This window comes from Rhizobium sp. WYJ-E13 (assembly GCF_018987265.1).
GTDB lineage: Bacteria > Pseudomonadota > Alphaproteobacteria > Rhizobiales > Rhizobiaceae > Rhizobium.
The window spans coordinates 1,842,067-1,858,265 of sequence record NZ_CP076853.1; the positions used below are offsets into that span (position 1 = coordinate 1,842,067).

20 protein-coding genes are annotated in these 16,199 nt (G+C 59.7%); 7 read left to right on the top strand and 13 right to left on the bottom strand.

Annotated features, from left to right (window positions below; genetic code table 11):
- Window positions 1-29: 29 nt before the first annotated feature.
- Complete coding sequence (locus KQ933_RS09230) at window positions 30-1,526, bottom strand: reverse transcriptase domain-containing protein (RefSeq protein ID WP_216758488.1); 1,497 nt, start codon at window positions 1,524-1,526, stop codon at window positions 30-32.
- An 865-nt stretch (window positions 1,527-2,391) separates the two neighbouring features.
- Between KQ933_RS09230 and KQ933_RS09235 the strand changes: the two genes are divergently transcribed.
- Window positions 2,392-2,751 carry a hypothetical protein gene (locus KQ933_RS09235; protein WP_216758489.1) on the top strand — a complete coding sequence of 120 codons (360 nt, stop codon included), beginning with the start codon at window positions 2,392-2,394 and terminating at the stop codon, window positions 2,749-2,751.
- Window positions 2,752-3,002: 251 nt separating this feature from the next.
- The gene (locus KQ933_RS09240; protein ID WP_216758490.1) at window positions 3,003-3,389 is read left to right on the top strand and encodes a GNAT family N-acetyltransferase; all 387 of its coding nucleotides are present in this window, start codon (window positions 3,003-3,005) and stop codon (window positions 3,387-3,389) included.
- Between the two features lie 100 nt (window positions 3,390-3,489).
- Here the strand turns inward: KQ933_RS09240 and KQ933_RS09245 are convergent, their stop codons facing one another.
- From KQ933_RS09245 to KQ933_RS09255, 3 genes are all read right to left on the bottom strand, one after another.
- A complete protein-coding gene (locus tag KQ933_RS09245) occupies window positions 3,490-4,098 on the bottom strand; it encodes an exonuclease domain-containing protein (protein WP_216758491.1) in 609 nt (202 codons plus the stop codon).
- A gap of 214 nt (window positions 4,099-4,312) precedes the next feature.
- Window positions 4,313-4,603, bottom strand: coding sequence for a GIY-YIG nuclease family protein (locus KQ933_RS09250; RefSeq protein ID WP_216758859.1), 291 nt, complete (start codon window positions 4,601-4,603; stop codon window positions 4,313-4,315).
- Between the two features lie 484 nt (window positions 4,604-5,087).
- A complete protein-coding gene (locus tag KQ933_RS09255; RefSeq protein WP_216758492.1) occupies window positions 5,088-5,414 on the bottom strand; it encodes a hypothetical protein in 327 nt (108 codons plus the stop codon).
- 388 nt (window positions 5,415-5,802) lie between these two features.
- On the opposite strand from KQ933_RS09255, the gene KQ933_RS09260 reads away from it, so the two are divergent.
- A complete protein-coding gene (locus KQ933_RS09260) occupies window positions 5,803-6,450 on the top strand; it encodes a pyridoxamine 5'-phosphate oxidase family protein (protein WP_216758860.1) in 648 nt (215 codons plus the stop codon).
- A gap of 81 nt (window positions 6,451-6,531) precedes the next feature.
- On the opposite strand, the gene KQ933_RS09265 is transcribed toward KQ933_RS09260, so the two are convergent.
- Window positions 6,532-7,131: a J domain-containing protein gene (locus KQ933_RS09265; RefSeq protein WP_216758861.1), complete on the bottom strand. Its 600-nt coding sequence runs from the start codon at window positions 7,129-7,131 to the stop codon at window positions 6,532-6,534.
- A 674-nt stretch (window positions 7,132-7,805) separates the two neighbouring features.
- Here KQ933_RS09265 and KQ933_RS09270 point away from each other — a divergent pair.
- Window positions 7,806-8,018 (top strand): cold-shock protein, encoded by a 213-nt coding sequence (locus KQ933_RS09270; protein ID WP_007818490.1) that lies wholly within the window; start codon window positions 7,806-7,808, stop codon window positions 8,016-8,018.
- Between the two features lie 103 nt (window positions 8,019-8,121).
- Here the strand turns inward: KQ933_RS09270 and KQ933_RS09275 are convergent, their stop codons facing one another.
- The 8 genes from KQ933_RS09275 to KQ933_RS09310 all read right to left on the bottom strand — a co-directional run bounded on the left by KQ933_RS09275 (window position 8,122) and on the right by KQ933_RS09310 (window position 13,947).
- Entirely contained in the window at window positions 8,122-8,409 is a 288-nt protein-coding gene (locus KQ933_RS09275) for a hypothetical protein (protein WP_216758493.1), read from the bottom strand.
- Window positions 8,410-8,550: 141 nt separating this feature from the next.
- On the bottom strand, window positions 8,551-8,868 hold the full coding sequence (locus KQ933_RS09280; RefSeq protein ID WP_216758494.1) for a hypothetical protein: 318 nt from the start codon (window positions 8,866-8,868) through the stop codon (window positions 8,551-8,553).
- A 97-nt stretch (window positions 8,869-8,965) separates the two neighbouring features.
- Entirely contained in the window at window positions 8,966-9,520 is a 555-nt protein-coding gene (locus KQ933_RS09285; protein WP_216758495.1) for an alpha/beta fold hydrolase, read from the bottom strand.
- 181 nt (window positions 9,521-9,701) lie between these two features.
- Window positions 9,702-10,889 (bottom strand): arabinose transporter, encoded by a 1,188-nt coding sequence (locus KQ933_RS09290; protein WP_216758496.1) that lies wholly within the window; start codon window positions 10,887-10,889, stop codon window positions 9,702-9,704.
- Window positions 10,890-11,099: 210 nt separating this feature from the next.
- Window positions 11,100-11,636 (bottom strand): GNAT family N-acetyltransferase, encoded by a 537-nt coding sequence (locus KQ933_RS09295; protein ID WP_216758497.1) that lies wholly within the window; start codon window positions 11,634-11,636, stop codon window positions 11,100-11,102.
- A 32-nt stretch (window positions 11,637-11,668) separates the two neighbouring features.
- Window positions 11,669-12,199, bottom strand: coding sequence for a GNAT family N-acetyltransferase (locus KQ933_RS09300; protein WP_216758498.1), 531 nt, complete (start codon window positions 12,197-12,199; stop codon window positions 11,669-11,671).
- 27 nt (window positions 12,200-12,226) lie between these two features.
- Window positions 12,227-13,024, bottom strand: coding sequence for a glycosyltransferase family 25 protein (locus KQ933_RS09305; RefSeq protein ID WP_216758499.1), 798 nt, complete (start codon window positions 13,022-13,024; stop codon window positions 12,227-12,229).
- 137 nt (window positions 13,025-13,161) lie between these two features.
- On the bottom strand, window positions 13,162-13,947 hold the full coding sequence (locus KQ933_RS09310) for a YdcF family protein (protein ID WP_216758500.1): 786 nt from the start codon (window positions 13,945-13,947) through the stop codon (window positions 13,162-13,164).
- 292 nt (window positions 13,948-14,239) lie between these two features.
- Here KQ933_RS09310 and KQ933_RS09315 point away from each other — a divergent pair, with 292 nt between their 5' ends.
- The 3 genes from KQ933_RS09315 to KQ933_RS09325 are packed head-to-tail and all read left to right on the top strand — an operon-like array spanning window position 14,240 to window position 16,160.
- Window positions 14,240-15,175, top strand: coding sequence for a glycine betaine ABC transporter substrate-binding protein (locus tag KQ933_RS09315; protein ID WP_216758862.1), 936 nt, complete (start codon window positions 14,240-14,242; stop codon window positions 15,173-15,175).
- On the top strand, window positions 15,172-15,831 hold the full coding sequence (locus KQ933_RS09320; protein ID WP_216758501.1) for a L,D-transpeptidase: 660 nt from the start codon (window positions 15,172-15,174) through the stop codon (window positions 15,829-15,831). Before KQ933_RS09315 ends, KQ933_RS09320 begins: the two co-directional genes overlap by 4 nt.
- A gap of 20 nt (window positions 15,832-15,851) precedes the next feature.
- The gene (locus KQ933_RS09325; RefSeq protein WP_367882514.1) at window positions 15,852-16,160 is read left to right on the top strand and encodes a hypothetical protein; all 309 of its coding nucleotides are present in this window, start codon (window positions 15,852-15,854) and stop codon (window positions 16,158-16,160) included.
- Window positions 16,161-16,199: the final 39 nt, after the last annotated feature.

The following is a 16,199-nucleotide window of genomic DNA, read 5'->3' on the forward strand; positions in this document are numbered from 1 at the left end:
CCTCCTGCGTTAGATCCCAGGCGGGCATACTACTTAAAGTACAATTTCAGGGCTTTATCAAACAACTTCGCAATTACAAACTTTGCATGGCGGCGATATCTCTGCGTTTGAGCCGAGAAGATTGAATTGTATCCAATAAAAGCTTTGCTTGATCGACTTACGTATTTCGAAAAGGTCCAGGTCTCATATCCCGTGTCTTGATTGAAGGTCACATCGCGGAGCAATCTCGTCTCAAGCTTCTGTTGATTGTAATTGGCAATCAGCCATAGTTTCCCTTTCGCGCGGTATCGTTTCACATACCGCCACGCATCACCGTAGGCGCGTCTTTTCAGCTTTCTCCAAGCATTGGATAAAGTCGAATTTTTGATTTTCACAGTCCGGCCATCGAATTCAAATCCGAGATATTCGAGACCATTTTTTGATGCCTTTCCGTATAAGTGACTAAATGAAAGGCTCCCGCCACCACTGCGGAATTCACACACAGCGACTTTCTTGTCCTGTATTTTTAGCTGTCTGCCATATTTTTTGATTTCGTTCTGAAGAACCTGCTTTGCAGCCATTGGATCTGCAAGTCCGTTTTTCGGAAGCACGACAACGATATCATCGGAATATCGTCTATAAAGTCCACCGTAAGCCTTCGCCCAAGAATTCATTTCCTCGTCAAAATCGATAAGATAAAAGTTTGCTATCAAATCGGACAACGGCGTTCCTTGAGGGATTCCAAAATCAAATCCGTTCTTTTGAATTAAGCTACCTTTTCCAGATTGGTTTCCGGCTACAATATTTCTGAACTCTTTTGGCGTGCAAATCTGTTTATAGCCATTAATCCTAAGAGTATCAATTTTTCGCCTTCGTTTTTCTACCCTATTCTTTCCATGCCCTTTGCCATGCATTTGAAGGCGAGCGAATAATTCATCAATATCAACAACTGAATATCTTGTAACAGCGTTAAATACAGAAAGGTGATCTTTGGGGAGCGGCGTACCAAGCAGACGCTCCCAAACACCTTTTATACGTTGATGATCCAAACTCTCAAAATATGATTTAATATCAACGACAGTTACGTAACAATCTCCGCATTCCCTTACGAACGAAAATACGTCTCTTGCAATTTCAATGTTGGATTTGTTACCGCCACCGATCTTTGGCAGTCTGCGATAGGCCACCGGGACATCAGAAATATCCCGCCTTCTCAATTCCCTCTCATACAATCGCGAGAGCTTCGCCCGATAACGTGCAAAAATCGCAGCATCTTTTCTGGAGGCGAATCTAATTGGCCGTATCTTCCGCTTTCTAACGCCATCTTTCCGGAATTTTGTCCACTCCTCATGGAACAACAGCAATGGGAGAAAAGAATTCGCAGCAACCTCACTCGGGTTGTTCGCGATCTGCGCAAGCTTCAAAGCCGAGATACTTCTATCGAAATGGATATATGTCTTAAGATCTTTATCTCGAGGCACCCAATCAGCTTCTACCTCATCAAGGTCATAGACTAGGTGAGAGGAGGCAAAAACACCATCAGGCATGGATTAGTTTTTGCCTCCGCCAGTAATCATGGTACAAGTACCACTGTCATCCTTAAACAACGAAGTATGCTATTCTGCCATCGTGGAGATTGCGTCGACTATGGTCGGCGTCATCGCCAGGAAGACGGGAGAGCGGAGAGCCATCGGAATATTGATGATTGCAGCGCTATTAACCGTCTGTCCTATTGACAGTATAAACACTTGACTCACGCGTTACCGTGATCCGGGACATCAACAACGGTCAGACCAATTGCTGCGCTTGCCGTCTGGGAACCCCCATGCCCACCAATGTCAGATTTGACTTATCAACTTTCAAGCCCAACGCGAAAAAAAATTACAATTTTCCAGAGTTTATTCTCACAAAACCAACTTAGTTGTGCACGCAGCAGTTTGTCAGCCTAACAATAATAGGAAAATTGCTTAGAAGCCATTCTTGTACGCGGATGGCGGCATTGAGTGGGCGGCCTATTCCGTCTCCACCCTCATTCCTGTGCCTGTCACAGGAATCCAGCCGACGCGCGTCCGCGCGGCGAATGACTCATTGACCTACGACAAGCAGAAGGTCTCCCCTGCCCAAGACTTGGGCAGACTGGATCTCTGTGACAAGCACAGAGATGAGGGGGTGGGTTTGCCCTTACGTTCCACCATTGCCCGTCATCGACCCCAGCACCATTCGCAGCGGTCACATGGCTGCCCGGACCAGCGATGACGCCCGCTCATCCCCGCCTATCACGCCCGCTGCCCACCGCAGTGAGCAGATGTGACAAGAAGTGAGCAAAAACTCTGAATTGTGGCAGGTATTCACCAGATTCGATGAACATATCCTGATGGCGGCTACACAGAGCCGTTTTATAGGAAAGATACCATGTCTATGCTTCGTAAGATCGCAGCAACGGGTCTCGTCTCCCTGACCCTCGCAATTGGCTCCATCGCAACAGTAACGCCCGCGCTGGCGCATGGAGGAGGAGGTCATGGGGGCGAGAGCCATGGCGGAGGCGAGCACATGGGAGGAATGGGAATGGGCCACTTCGCCGAAAATCGCGGCGGAGGGTTTTTCGGTCACGACCAGTTCGGGCACGACCACTTCGGCCGCGACCACTTCGATGGACGGTTCAGAGATCGCGAATCCCTTCTGTTCGGCAGCAATGACGACTACGACCGCTGCCAGTGGCAGTGGATGGCGGCGCCTGACGGGCGTACGATCAGGGGCGAAGTATGCTACTGACCGAAGGGAAGCGGACGGTCTTGCCAGCGAGCCGATGACCGGCACTCGGAGGAACCTGACCTGATCGCTCCACTGTTGCCGCAGCTTTTCGTCTCGAAACGCTGCGGCAAGTCATCATCAGCAATTTGAGGCAAGAATACTCTCTCCAGCGCAAGCGGCTCATCGGATCGTGTTTAGCAGAGCGTGCTCGCGGCGACATTTTCTGTCACTTTGCATGAACAGAAACGCCCGACCAGACCGGACACCGCTCCATGCCAGACATCCGCATCGACCCCTTCCCCCCGCCCGACGAACTCGCCGCGCTCTGGGCCGTCGCCTGGGGCACATCAGAGCCGCCGGATTTTACCCGTATCCTGCCGCGCAGCCTGGCCCATCTCGGCGCCTATCAGGAGAACAGGCTGATCGGCTTCGTCAATGTCGCCTGGGATGGCGGCATCCATGCCTTCATTCTCGATACGTGTGTGCATCCGGATCTGCGCCGGCAGGGCATTGCGACTGAACTGGTGAAGGAGGCGGTGCGGATCGCCCGTGAGCGCGGGGCGAAATGGCTGCATGTCGATTTCGAACCGCATCTTCAGGGCTTTTACCGCGCCTGCGGCTTCAGGCCGACCGAAGCGGGGTTGATGCGGCTTGGTTGAGCGATTCCGCAAAAGCGGCTTTGCGCCGGAAATCGTGTGAAAACAGAGTGATAGAGAATTTTTCTGTCAACGGAAAGATCGAAATGCCCTCGCCCTTACCTTACGACAGAAGCGGCCGGTAGCCGCCGCCGGGCTCGCGCCTCGTCAGCAGGAAATGCAGGAGATTGGCATAGCCGCGGGCATCGTCGATGGCGCGGTGCGTGTGCTCGATATTGCCGAGCCATTCGCGCGGATAATGAGCGATATCGCATTCCCAAGGGCTGCGGCCCGTCACTCCTGCCACCATCGACATGATACAGAGCGGCGGATGCCGAAACAGCCGATCGGCAATCCACGGCCCCTGGAACAGCGGCCGGCCGGTGAAGCGCTTCAGGTAATGATCAATCCAGGGTCCGTCGAGCGCGACGGGATGGGCGGCGAAAATCGGCTCGGCGCCGAAGGATCTTACCCAGGCGGTGAAGCGCGCCATGACCTCGGCAGCAGGCTCGGGATTGGCGGTCGCCGCCGCGAAGGCCTGCGGATGGGCTTGCCAGAAGGCCATGGTCACGGGGTCGCGCCCGGCCCCTTCCAGCGGCTGCAGCACGGCCTCGAACTCGCCGAGCATCTGGCCGGTCTCGGAAACGGCGACGGAGCCGAAGGAGAGCATCGAGTGAGTGCCCGGTATGGGGCCATCGAATTCGCAATCGGTGACGATGTAGATATGCGGCACGCGCGGTGTGCTCCCCGGAGCTGTTTTGGTGTCGGGGATGAGCATAGCGGGATATTCGTGGGTTGCCATGGGGAGTTGTTATGCAGGTTTAGCGTCGGCACTGAGTCGGAAGGTAGTACGCCGGCTGTCCCTCTCCTCCCTCATTCCTGTGCTTGTCACAGGAATCCAGCCGGCTTGCGTCTGCAGGCCGAAAAGACTCTCACGCTTGCAACAATCAGAGTCCCATCAGGTGCCAGGAAATGTCCTCCCATTCCGGGTTGTTCTCCTCGATTAGATTAAGCTTCCATTGCCGCGGCCATTTCTTGATCGTCTTCTCCCGCGTGATCGCCGCAGTCACGAGATCGTATTCCTCGAACCAGACGAGCGTCTTGACGCCATATCGCGAGGTGAAGCCCGGCGTCAGCTCGTTCTGATGCTCGTACAGACGACCTGGAAGATCGCTCGTCACGCCAGTATAGAGCGTGCCGTTTCTCTTTGACGCGAGGATGTAGACGTAACCTTTCATGGTTGAAGAGTGGCGTATTTCGGCATTGTTTTTCAAGAGTCTTTTCGGCTTGCAGACGCAAGCCGGCTGGATTCCTGTGACAAGCACAGGAATGACGGAGGAGAGGGTGTGCCCGCCTCTCCATCATCGCTCCAGGCACTACATGGAGCTGTGCCGCGTGCGTTCCACCAAGACCTGCCCTCCTGCACAAAGCTCTCTTGTGGCACCGACGCTCCCTCCTCTCTACCGTCATTCCTGTGCTTGTCACAGGAATCCAGTCGGCTTGCGTCTGCAAGCCGAGAAGACTCTTAGAAAACAGCCGCCGCGTGGACACGCGGCTGCTGGATTCCTGTGACATCCCTCGTGCCGGCACGAGGAGGGAATGAGGGACGATAGGGAAGCACGCCCGCGCTTACTCATCCGCCGAGCCCGCTGCAGACCTGCCCGCACGCAAAATGCCCGGCCACCTCACGATGACCGGGCATCCTCTCACCCCACACCGCGATCAGTTATTGTGCGCCGCGCAGGCTTCGTCCATCGGGGTGGCGTTGCTGGTGCCTCCCTGGGTCTGCAGCTTGCCGGGGCCGGTGCCGCTGCTGCTGGCGTGGTCGGGGCAGTCGGGCTTATCCATCTTCATGTTGCCCATCCTCGTGCTGCCGGTCGTGGTCTTGTCCGTCGCCATCGGCTTCTTGGCCTTGACGCCCGCGCCGCCGCCGGAATCGACGGTGCTCTTGTCCATCGTGGTGCCGGTCGGGGCCGGGTTGGATTGGGCGAAGGCGGACGTGGCCATGCCGAGGGCGAGCAGCGAGGCTGCGACAATTTTCATACGCATTGGTATTCTCCTGGTTAGATCAATGATCGACACTTGGGGAACCGCTGATGATGGTGATTGTTCCCAGCCAATTTCCATAGGTTTTCCCCCGCTCAATTCCTGCGCGAGCTGTGCGGCAGGTTTCAATCAAGTTATATTGCCGGGATTGCACGCGTCGGAGGAGAAGGCCGCGTAAGGAGGTGGGGCGGAAACGAGCCGCCACGCCCATCACCTGATCTCAAGCCCGGAAACCCCACCGGGCTTTTTTCTTGGGAAGACCCGTTCATGCTTCGGCCACCCGGTGCGAGCGGCCCCCTCGCACGGTCGATCCACCTTGATTGCAACGACAATCTGCGATATCAAATCTGATGTACGTACATCATTTCAATTTCGAGGGGGGAATATAACGATGGCGTTCACGTTCAATCCGGAATTTGCCATAGCGGATGAGCAATCTCTGCGAAGCCTGTTCGAGGCGACGCATACCCTGGCGATACAGAAGTGTCGGGGCACCCTCGGCATGCACGCGCAGGAGTTTATTCGGCGCTCGCCATTTCTGTGCATCGGCACGCAGAACCCCGATGGCAAGGCCGATGTCAGCCCGCGTGGCGACCCTATCGGCTTCGTCAAGATTCTCGATGAGCGCACGCTGGCGATACCGGACCGGCCCGGCAACAACCGTCTCGATACATTGGTGAATATTCTCGCCAATCCGAGTGTCGGGCTGCTGTTCATGATCCCGGGTTTCGACGACACGTTGCGCGTGAATGGACGCGCCGTTCTGACAACGGATCCTGACCTTCTGGAGAGCATGAGCGTCAACGATCGCCGTCCCAAACTCGCTGTCGTGGTCACGGTGGACGAGGTCTTCATGCATTGCGCCAAGGCATTCCGGCGCTCTCACCTGTGGAGCCCCGAGCATCGCCAGGATCGCGCCGAGATGCCCTCGCTTGTGAAGATCATTCTGGACGAAACATCAGGCGCGCCAGACGACAAGGATGAGCAGAGCAGGATGGATGCTGATCTTGAGGATGCGTACAAGAGGACGCTTTACTGACGGATTGTCGGGTCAAGAAAATGCGGCGGAGAGGCGCACGACCCGGTGCTCTGGCCTCAATTAGGAGAAGTCGGCGCCCCCCTACTCCGCAGCCTCCCCGCGCTGCGGCTCCGCCAAATCCACCTCTTCCACCGGCCCCAGAATCTCCACCTCATACGAATACCCTTCGAGCATCGTATAGGTATGCTCGATCGTCGCGATCTGCTTTTCCGTCTTGCGGATGGCATCGGCGATGGCTTCGCTGCGCGCACGCATCATGGAGCCGAGCACGTCGGTTTCCGGCCGCCGGCCGAGACGGTCTATGTGTTTGCGCACGCGGGCGCGGTGGCGTTCGAGCTCGAGGATATGGAAGCGGCTCTTGACGATATCGTCGGAGAGTTTGCGGCGCATGGCAGCGACGGGGTCGAAGCTGCCGGGTTCGCGCTCGTCGAGGATTACCTCGTTGACGAGCGATTCCAGCATCAGCACGCCTTCGAGGTCCTTGGGGTCGGCAAGCTGCGGATCGTAGCCGGTATCGTCGTAGACGCGCCGGCGCACCGGATCCTGCAGCAGTTCATAGGCGATCTGCAGCCGGTTGAAATGATCGGTATCGCCGCCGGCATCCGGATGCGCACCCTTGGCGGCCTTGCGCCAGGCAAGCCTGATCGCCTCGCCGGTGGCGTCGCGCTCCAGTCCGAGCATGGCATAGGGATCGATCACGCCGGCACTTCCTTCATTCACTGCTTCGTCCCTCCGAGACCTAACCGCAGGCGGCCACCGCATCAAGCCCCGAAACACCCTGCCATAATTGCGGCCGCTCGGGACGAAATTGTGGAACGCGGCAGATTTTCCCACAGGTGAAGGGTTAACGTGTTCGATTTCCGCTGCTCATCCTCGGTCTTGTGCATTGCGGCTCACCGTAAAATGCACTGGCCTGGAAAGCCTGTCATCCGGAAGTTGGCAGCCGGCCGCCCTCAGGTTGCAAATCCGGTCGCGTCCCACAACGATACACGCGCATCAGCATATACTAACACTCTGCCAACCACTTGAATCGTCACCGTTTCCCGCAACGCAAAAAACCATGCCACAATATTGCCGCTTGCTTTTTGCCCGAAATGCTGGCACGAACTGCGACACTCGGGCATTTCGCATGCCGGTGACTGGACTGAAGTGGTAATGCCTTGCCGGAGCGCCAATTCCGGTCTGGCGGCATGGGTGACACCCATGCGCGTAGATGTTCTTTCCCCGTACGTGACGTCTCGACTGACCCTTCGCGTCCGGCTTCCAGGGCCGATACGCGAAAGCTAAAGCCGTCCGCCTCCCCACCGCCGGGGGTGCGGATAAACTAACCAGACATGGGAAAAAGGACTATCCCTATGGCCACCAAGGGCACCGTAAAATTCTTCAACCAGGACAAGGGTTTTGGTTTCATCACGCCGGAAGGCGGCGCCAAGGACGTTTTCGTCCATATCTCCGCTCTCCAGGCTTCCGGCATCCAGTCGCTCCGCGAAGGCCAGCAGGTTTCTTTCGACACCGAGCCGGATCGCATGGGCAAAGGCCCGAAGGCCGTTAACATCCAGGCCTTCTGATCTGACTTGACTGCTTTAAGCAGGCGACGGCGCTCCGCAAGGGGCGCCGTTTTTGTTTTGGGGATTGCCGCCGTCAGCACAGGCAGTGCGGGGATGGCCTCATTCATCCTTCACCCAGATAGGTTCCGATATATTCGCCCCGCTTCCAGAGCGTCGCACGCAGCCGGGCCTCGGCCCCACCCGATGTCGCCGCCTGCAGACACAGGATCTGGTCGGCGATCACCTCACCCGGCTGCAGGATCGCCTCGATGGCAGCCGCTTCCTCCACGGTATCGGCATAGTCGGGCATCGCTTTCAGCCGCAGTTCCGCAAACATTGCCGCTTCGTGCAGCTCGCTGCAGAGCAGGACGAGCTCCGTATCGTCGCTCCGTTGGAGCGGGCAGGCCTGCATGGAAAACTCCCTTTCTGGTATCGCTGCCGTCATAAGGTTGTACCCGCCTATGCCGACAACAATCAAGGAAATTATTCCTATCTTCGATCACGATCCATATCGCCGAGACTTTTTCAGGAGCCTTGGCACCGGCACACGACGTCAGGCCGCCTCGCCGTGGCGCTCCACGAGTTCGGCCCATTCCATCGCCGCATGGCGGCCGAGAACCGTCTTGTCGTTCCCGATGACATCGGCGATGCGCCGAAAGAGTTCGTCGGCAAAGGGCGCCGGCCGCCCGGATTCGGCATTGCCGGCCGGGCGCAGCATGGTGCCCTGGGCAAGATAGATGGCCTCGACGCTGAACCCCTCATGATCGCCCGAGAGCTCGGCTGAGCCATAGAGCAGCAGGCCATTGTCGTTCCGGCCGAGGATGGGGATGACGAGTTCGTCGAAATCGAACCGCAGGCTGAATATGTTCATCGGCCAATGACCTCCTGATGGATGCGCTCCTCGCGGATGAGGATGCAGGAGGATGCGATGCCGATGGTTGGGTGATGGAATGGGCGGGTCTGCCGGCCTATACGGCCAGCGCGCGTATATCCTTGGCGATGTCGGCGAGATCGTTGTCGAGCTGGTGATCGCGCCCCGGCAGCGAGCAGAGGACGGCATCCGGGATGGCCCTGGCATAAGCCTCGATATGGGCAAAGGGCACGGTGTCATCATCGCTGCCGTGATAGATGAGCACGGGCAACCCTTCCGGCAGGCTTTCGGAAAAGTCGTCGTGCCCGCCGATCTCATCGCTCTCCCACCCGCCCTCGCCCATGAAGGGCGGCGCGATGAGGATGACGCCGCCGGGCTCGAATGCCGGCCAGGCTTCGGCAAGCGTGTGAAGAAGCACCGCGCCGCCGAACGAATGGCCGATCAGGATCGCGCCGTCTTCGAGGGTTTCGAACTCCTTCAGCAAAGCGGCTTTCCAGGCCTGATAATGCGGGTCCGCTTCATCGGGCATGCGGGGGTAGCGGATGGCATAGGCCTCGCCAAGTTCGCGGGCGAGACTGTCGACAAGCTTGTTGTCCCACTGGTCGTGGGTGGTTTCGCCGGCGCCCTGGATGAAGAGGATCTGTCTTGGCATGGATCGTGTTCCCGGTTGTGACCGTCAGGAGATGGGTCGTTACGGCAGCTGGACAAGATCGGCTCTCACCGCCTGGCGAGCAACGCGCCTCGATATTATGAGAAGATGCCGACAACAGTGACAAGCAGGGAGATGATGGAGGTGGGGATGCGTCCTCACCTCCATGGGCAGGAAGGCTCTGTCACCCCGCAGCAACCACCTTCCCTCGCCGCAGCATCACGGCAACGATGAACCCGCAAACCGCCGTCACCCCACCGACGAGAAAGACACTGCCATACCCTGCCCGATCCGCCAGCACACCCGCCAGCGGCCCGGTCAGCCCATAAGCCAGATCCTGGAAGGCCGAGAATCCCCCAAGCGCCGTGCCGCGCAGATGCGGTGCCACGAGAAGCACGACTTCACGCCCCATGGCGGGAAAGATCATCGAGCAGCCGAGGCCGGTCATGAAGGCGCCGATGAGCGCGATGGTGGGATCGGCGGCACTCCAGATCAGCAACTGGCCGATAGCCTCCACCGCCAACGACACGACGGCGACCGAAAGCCCGCCATAGCGATCCGGCAGGTGGCCGAAGAGGATGCGCACCAGCACGAAGCCGCTGCCGAAGGCGGTGAGCCCCAGACCGGCATGATCCCAGCCGAGATCGCGGAAATAGAGGGTAAAGAAGGAACCGATCGCGGCAAAGCCCATGCCCTGCAGGCAGACGATCAGCCCGTGCACCCAGATGCGGCCGATGACGGCGGCAAGCGGCGGGCGCTCCTTGCCCGGATGGGCTGCAACGGTGGGCACGCTGCGGATTGCGGCGAGCCCCAGCAGAGGCAGCACGGCGCTGACAGCCATCGCGCCGACAAAGCCGATGTTATCGAGCAACAGCAGTCCAAGAGGGCCGCCAAGTCCAAGCGCGCCGTAGATCGCCGCCCCGATGAGCGCCAGCACCCGGCCGGAGCGCCCCGGCCCGACGAGCCCGATGCCCCAGGCGATGACGCCGACGGCAACGAGGCTTTCGCCGAGCCCGATTGAAAGCCGCCCGGCAACGAGAATGGCGAAAGCCGCAGCCGGCGCCTGCAGCGAGAGCCCGGAAGCGAGCGAGATAAGCGCGCCTGCCGCATAGAAAAGCAGGCCGCGCTGCACCGCGAGCCTGGCGCCCCGGCCATCGGCAAGCCCGCCGGCATAACCGCGGGTGAGAATGGTGGCGAGAAAGGCAATGCCGACGCCAAGGCCCGCCCAGCCATTGCCGAGGCCGAGCGTACCGGTCACGAACATAGGCACGACAGGAAGGGCGATCGCAACGCAGAGATAGGAGATGAAGAGGATCGCGGTCAGCAGGTAAAGCCTTGCCTGCTCGCGATCACCGGTAAGACGGAAAGCCATGAAAACCTCCTGGCTGTTCCTCGTCGACGGGCACAAAAAAACGCACTCCGACCGGCGAGGATCGATAAGTGCGTTGCTTGACGTCAAACGCTTACGGCCAGAGGACTGGCATAGGCCGGGAGATACGGGATATGGGGCCGGGTGTCAATGATAGCTGTACCGCCACACTACCCGTTTCGTCCCTCTCCCATGTTAGACGGCGATACTCCACTATCGTCCTGATACGGCCTCTATCAGCTCCCGCCTCATGAAAAGGCTTATGGGTGTCGCCGTATAAGGTGCAAAAGGCTCGCATGGCTTATACCCGCCGCGGCGATACAGTTGTTGTGCTTCGATATTGCGTATTCCAACTTCGAGCAGCATGGTCTGTGCTCCGAGCGTCAGGGCCTGAGCTTCCGCTCGCCGAAGCAGTGCCACACCGATACCAGCACCCCGCACACCGGCATCCACGATCATGCGCTTAAGCTCCGTGGTGCCGTCACCTCGCTCAAACAGCACGCAAAGTCCGACCGCCCTGTCAGCGAGACGCGCGATGAGGACATGCGATCCCGGTTTTGCCAGCGACTCCGCGGTGATCGGTCGACGATACTCACCCGGATAGAGCGCTGCGGCTACAGAATCCGACTGCGACAGAAGCACCGAGACTTCGTGCTGCAGCGCAGGTTCGATATTGACGGAAACTTCAGACATCACGCCAGGACACCTCATCAACATCAGGTGAATATGGCTGCCGCAGCTTGTCAACAAGCTCGATATCCATACCTGAAAGGCCGCCCGTATCAGGCAATGAGCGGCGTCATATCATCCCAGAAGAAGACGAGGTTTTCCGATCGCCAGATCGGGCCGGGATCGATGAATTCGCCGGCAAGATCGCCATCCAGCGCCCGATAAAACGCTATCGCCGCCGCATTCCCCTTCACGACGCCGAGCGCAACTCCTCGAAACTCCCTCGCCTTGAGATGCTCCGTCAGCCGCGAAAGCAGCATCCGGCCGATACCGCGGCGCTGGCTGCCCGGATCAACATAGAGAAATTTGATTTCGCCGCGATCCCCAAAGATCGGCTCCGAAGGCCGGCCAGCGGCGCCGATTCCAACGATCTGTCCGTTCGCTTCCGCGACCAGTACCATCTGGTCGACGTCAGCGGACACGAGCTTCTCGCGCCAGCGCTGACCGCGATAGGCTTCGTCGAGCGTCGCATGGGCCACAACTGGCGCAAGCGTTGCGTAAGTGTGCCGCCAAACCTTCACATGGAAGTCTGCAATCGACTGGGCGTCGGCGATGCCTGCGGCTCTGATCGAAATGCCATACATTTCCCGTCCTCATAAACAGCAGCCCAGCTACGCCGACTTCACCGCCCCCGCCTTGAACCTGGAGCGATCGACGCGAACATTCCTTTTCTGCCCCAGGAACAGGCCGACAACGAGGTTTCTCGCCTTGATGCTCTCGAGCTCCAGCCGGCGCGCGACCTTGCGCACCTTGCTGAGCGGCAGGAAGACCAGATCCTTTTCCGGGCGCACGAAGTCGGCGCTCTCGGCCTCATCCTCCAGAAACCGCTGCTGGATGACCGGCGCCGGCTCGATCTGGTAGGCGGCAAGCCATGAGCGGTGCCAGAAATGCGCATCGATCAAGGAATAGCTTGTGGTTTCCGCAAGCATCCGCCGCGCCGCCTCGGGGCCGATGATATAGCCTGCGAGCCCCACACGGTTCTGATAGACGCGGCTCGCGCCGAAACGACCGGCCGTGTCCTGCCAGGCGGGCCTGCGATTGAGGATATGACGGCGCGGGGCGAATTCGAGGTCGTAGACGCTGTTCCAGGCATCGTTGCGGGCTTCGATAGTGGCGAGGACGGCGGCGATATCGTCAGACAGCACCGCATCGTCTTCGAGGATGAGCACTTTGGCGCCATGCGCGATCACCGCCTGCCAGGCATTGCGGTGCGACAGGAAGCAGGCAATATCCTGCCGCCGCGTCGGGCTCGGCCAGTTGCTGGCTGCCGTCTGGCATTCCTCGGCCGTGAGGTCGGTGGCTTCGAACGCGTCGAGAAACTCAAAGGACAGGCCGAGTGCCGCCATCTGGCGGATCTGGAAGCTCCGCCGCACCTCTTCCGCCTTGCGGCTGATGATCAATATTCTCAATCGTACTCCCCGGCGCCGAACGCCTGCACCGAAAACCGGCTGTGTCAGCGCAGACATATAGCTATGTTCCGATGCGAGCAAAAGCGGACCGTCGGCGGGCGGCACGAGTTTTTCAGGGATTCTCTGAGCCCGCGGGCTCACTGCGGGTAAAGCGTCGCAACACGACCGGCGAAATAGTAGGCGACGATTCCGATCCATTCCCGCACGCCGGTGCTCAGAAGACCGGCATTGATGAGCGGATAGGCGACCGTCACCTTCAGGCCCTCCTTCCCGGTCGTGCGGTAATCGGCGACCCAGGGAGTGACGTCCATGCCGAGATTGCGAAAGATCGCCACGGCGCGCGGCATATGGAAACCCGAGGTCACGAGCAGGCAGTGGTTGAGGTTCAGCCGCTGCAGGATCGCCCTGGTATTGATGGCGTTTTCATAGGTATCGCGAGACTCCGCGTCATATTCGACCCTGTTTGGATCGATATGGAAATCATTGAACATCCGGCGGATGACATCCGACTCCGTCATGGCGACACCTTCGAGGCTGCCATCGCCGCCGGACATGATGATCTTCGCATTCGGATAGAGGCCTGCAAGCCGCACCGTCTCGATATAGCGATCGCCGCCGTCATCGAGATCGTAGCCGCCGCGCGCGCCGTCGACCTGCGTCGGGATACCGCCGCCGAGCACGATGACACAGGCGGCATCGGCGGGTGCAGCCGGCCGCGGAAAGCGGTCTTCGAGCTCCTGCACGATCAGCGCGCCCGATGTGGTGTAGAAGCTCACGAAAACGAGCGCGAGCGAAACCAGCCCGGCGGCGATGGCGAGCCGGCGGAAGGAGAAGAGCATCAGGAGCACGCTGAGCGCCATCAGAAGGAAGCAGATCGTCACCGGCTGGGAAACGATCCAGAAAATCTTTGCGAAGAAAAACATGGGCGTGCTGGGGTCCTGCTGAAATGCGGCCACGAAACCTTATTCGCGGATTCGGGGCAAGTCGCAACTTGGGGCGAGACGCGAGTAGCGGAGGGTGTGCCACGGCGAAGCGCCAGCCGGCACACTCCCATTACACCTCGCCCTACGAATTTACGCCGGAGTTTACGGTAACGTACTTCCCCGCCATGCGCGTGATGTGCTTAGCACTTCAACCAGCTGGGGAGCGGGAGGAGTTTCTGTGAGACATCGTCAGGAAGAGAATCCGCAGCGACATCGGCTTCATGCCGCGGCCATGCTTGCCGCGATGACCTTTATCCTGTCGGGCGCCGCACATGGCGTCCAGGCCGCCGATCTTGTCATCGCCGTACCGAACTGGCCGTCCGGCCAGGCAACCGCCAATATCCTCAAGGTCGCGATCGGCAAGACATTCGGCCTCGAGGCCGATCTGCGCGAAATGGGAGAACTCAATGCCTTCGCCGCGCTCGAAACCGGCGAACTCGATATCCATCCGGAGGTCTGGCGGCCGAACCTCGATGCGGCGATCGAAAAATATGTCGATGCGAAGAAGGCGGTGGTGCTGGCAAAACGCGCCGTTCCCGCCTGGCAGGGCCTGTGTGCCACCGAAGACGCGGAAAAGGCCGGCATCAAAAGCATCAAGGACCTGTCCGACCCGCAAAAAGGCGCACTGCTCGACACCGATGGCGATGGCCGCGGCGAGCTCTGGATCGGCGCTGCCACCTGGACCTCGGCGAGCATCGAGCGCATCCGCGCCTTGAGCTATGGCTACTCCAAAAATCTGGCCCTCGTGGAGACGGAAGAGGATGTCGGCATGGCCGCCGTCGATGCGGCCGTCGCCACCAGCCGGCCGATGGTCTTTGCCTGCTACGCGCCGCACAATGTCTTCGAACTGCACAAGGTGACGCGCCTGGAGGAGCCGGCCTACGATCCCGCACAATGGAAGATCGCGCCCGGCAGCGATCCCCTCTGGATCGAGCATTCGAAGGCGGATACCGCCTGGCCGCCCTCCGAATTCCACATCGGCTGGTCGGCCTCCTTCGGTCAGAAACATGCTGACGTCGCCGCCTTTCTGGAGAAGGTCGACCTGACGCCCGAGGAAGTGACCATGATGACCTACGCGCTGCAGGTGGAGCGCCAGCCGCCGGCAGACTATGCGGAAAAATGGGTGGCCGAGAATGCCGCCCGCGTTAAGGGGTGGGCAAAGCCATGAGCCGGACCTTGCAGAAAGCTGCGCTGGCCACGCTGGCGCTTACCCTCGCCGCCTATGTCGCCCTTGCGGCCGGCACGCAGATCTACGATCCGAAGACCAGGAAGTGGGTCGATTACGACAAGAACACGGCGCGTAAATATTTCGCCCGCAACAAGCAGGTTCCGGATGCCTTCCGCCGGCAGGTCGTGACCTTCCGCACGGCGGAAGAGCCGGGCACGATCATCATCGACGGCAACCAGCATTTCCTCTATCTGGTGCAGCCTGGCGGCCAGGCGATCCGCTACGGTATCGGGGTCGGGCGCGAAGGTTTCGGCTGGGCCGGCATCGTGCGCGTGGGGCGCACGGCCGAATGGCCGACCTGGACACCGCCCGCCGAGATGGTGGCCCGCGACCCGAATGCCGCCAAATGGGCGGCCGGACAGCCCGGCGGCCCCGACAACCCGCTCGGCGCCCGCGCGCTCTATCTCTATGCCGGCGATGCCGACACGATCTACCGCATCCATGGCACGCCGGAATCCTGGTCGATCGGCCTCGACGTGTCGTCGGGCTGCATTCGCATGAACAACGACGACATCATCGATCTGCACTCGCGCATAAAGGTCGGCGCGAAGGTCATTGTCCTGATGCAGGGCGCGGCCCTCTATAAGGGCGTCTGAAACGGGGGAAAGATATGCACATGTCCTTGAAGAGCCGGCCGCATCCGGCCCTGCTCCTTTGCTCGATCGCGGCACTCGCGGCCTGCCAGTCGGCTCCGCCGCCCGACCAGATGTCGCGCACGGCGGTCGAGACAGCCCCCGCCGACCTGCAGCTGCTCTGCGCCGATGCCGCCGCCAAACAGGCCGGCCTCGACAGGGCGAAAATCCTGCCGACAGGCTCCCGCCCGGTCGAAGCCGGCGGCTTCAGCGTCGATCTCGATGCCTCCGGCCGCAAGTTCGCCTGCGTCATCGACAGGACCGGCGTGGTGAAGAGCGTTCAGGCGGTGTGAATGCTGCAGTCTGCTCGCCCGTGTGGCACTCCCTCTTTC

Coding starts and splice junctions, on each gene's coding strand:
- KQ933_RS09240 (WP_216758490.1), top strand. CDS start 3,003: ATGCCAGACATCCGCATCGACCCCTTCCCCCCGCCCGACGAACTCGCC.
- KQ933_RS09280 (WP_216758494.1), bottom strand. CDS start 8,868: ATGAACATATTCAGCCTGCGGTTCGATTTCGACGAACTCGTCATCCCC.
- KQ933_RS09310 (WP_216758500.1), bottom strand. CDS start 13,947: ATGTTTTTCTTCGCAAAGATTTTCTGGATCGTTTCCCAGCCGGTGACG.
- KQ933_RS09315 (WP_216758862.1), top strand. CDS start 14,240: ATGCTTGCCGCGATGACCTTTATCCTGTCGGGCGCCGCACATGGCGTC.
- KQ933_RS09270 (WP_007818490.1), top strand. CDS start 7,806: ATGGCCACCAAGGGCACCGTAAAATTCTTCAACCAGGACAAGGGTTTT.
- KQ933_RS09300 (WP_216758498.1), bottom strand. CDS start 12,199: ATGTATGGCATTTCGATCAGAGCCGCAGGCATCGCCGACGCCCAGTCG.
- KQ933_RS09285 (WP_216758495.1), bottom strand. CDS start 9,520: ATGCCAAGACAGATCCTCTTCATCCAGGGCGCCGGCGAAACCACCCAC.
- KQ933_RS09250 (WP_216758859.1), bottom strand. CDS start 4,603: ATGAAAGGTTACGTCTACATCCTCGCGTCAAAGAGAAACGGCACGCTC.
- KQ933_RS09320 (WP_216758501.1), top strand. CDS start 15,172: ATGAGCCGGACCTTGCAGAAAGCTGCGCTGGCCACGCTGGCGCTTACC.
- KQ933_RS09255 (WP_216758492.1), bottom strand. CDS start 5,414: ATGCGTATGAAAATTGTCGCAGCCTCGCTGCTCGCCCTCGGCATGGCC.
- KQ933_RS09235 (WP_216758489.1), top strand. CDS start 2,392: ATGTCTATGCTTCGTAAGATCGCAGCAACGGGTCTCGTCTCCCTGACC.
- KQ933_RS09290 (WP_216758496.1), bottom strand. CDS start 10,889: ATGGCTTTCCGTCTTACCGGTGATCGCGAGCAGGCAAGGCTTTACCTG.
- KQ933_RS09260 (WP_216758860.1), top strand. CDS start 5,803: ATGGCGTTCACGTTCAATCCGGAATTTGCCATAGCGGATGAGCAATCT.
- KQ933_RS09275 (WP_216758493.1), bottom strand. CDS start 8,409: ATGCAGGCCTGCCCGCTCCAACGGAGCGACGATACGGAGCTCGTCCTG.
- KQ933_RS09230 (WP_216758488.1), bottom strand. CDS start 1,526: ATGCCTGATGGTGTTTTTGCCTCCTCTCACCTAGTCTATGACCTTGAT.
- KQ933_RS09265 (WP_216758861.1), bottom strand. CDS start 7,131: ATGCTCGGACTGGAGCGCGACGCCACCGGCGAGGCGATCAGGCTTGCC.
- KQ933_RS09325 (WP_367882514.1), top strand. CDS start 15,852: ATGTCCTTGAAGAGCCGGCCGCATCCGGCCCTGCTCCTTTGCTCGATC.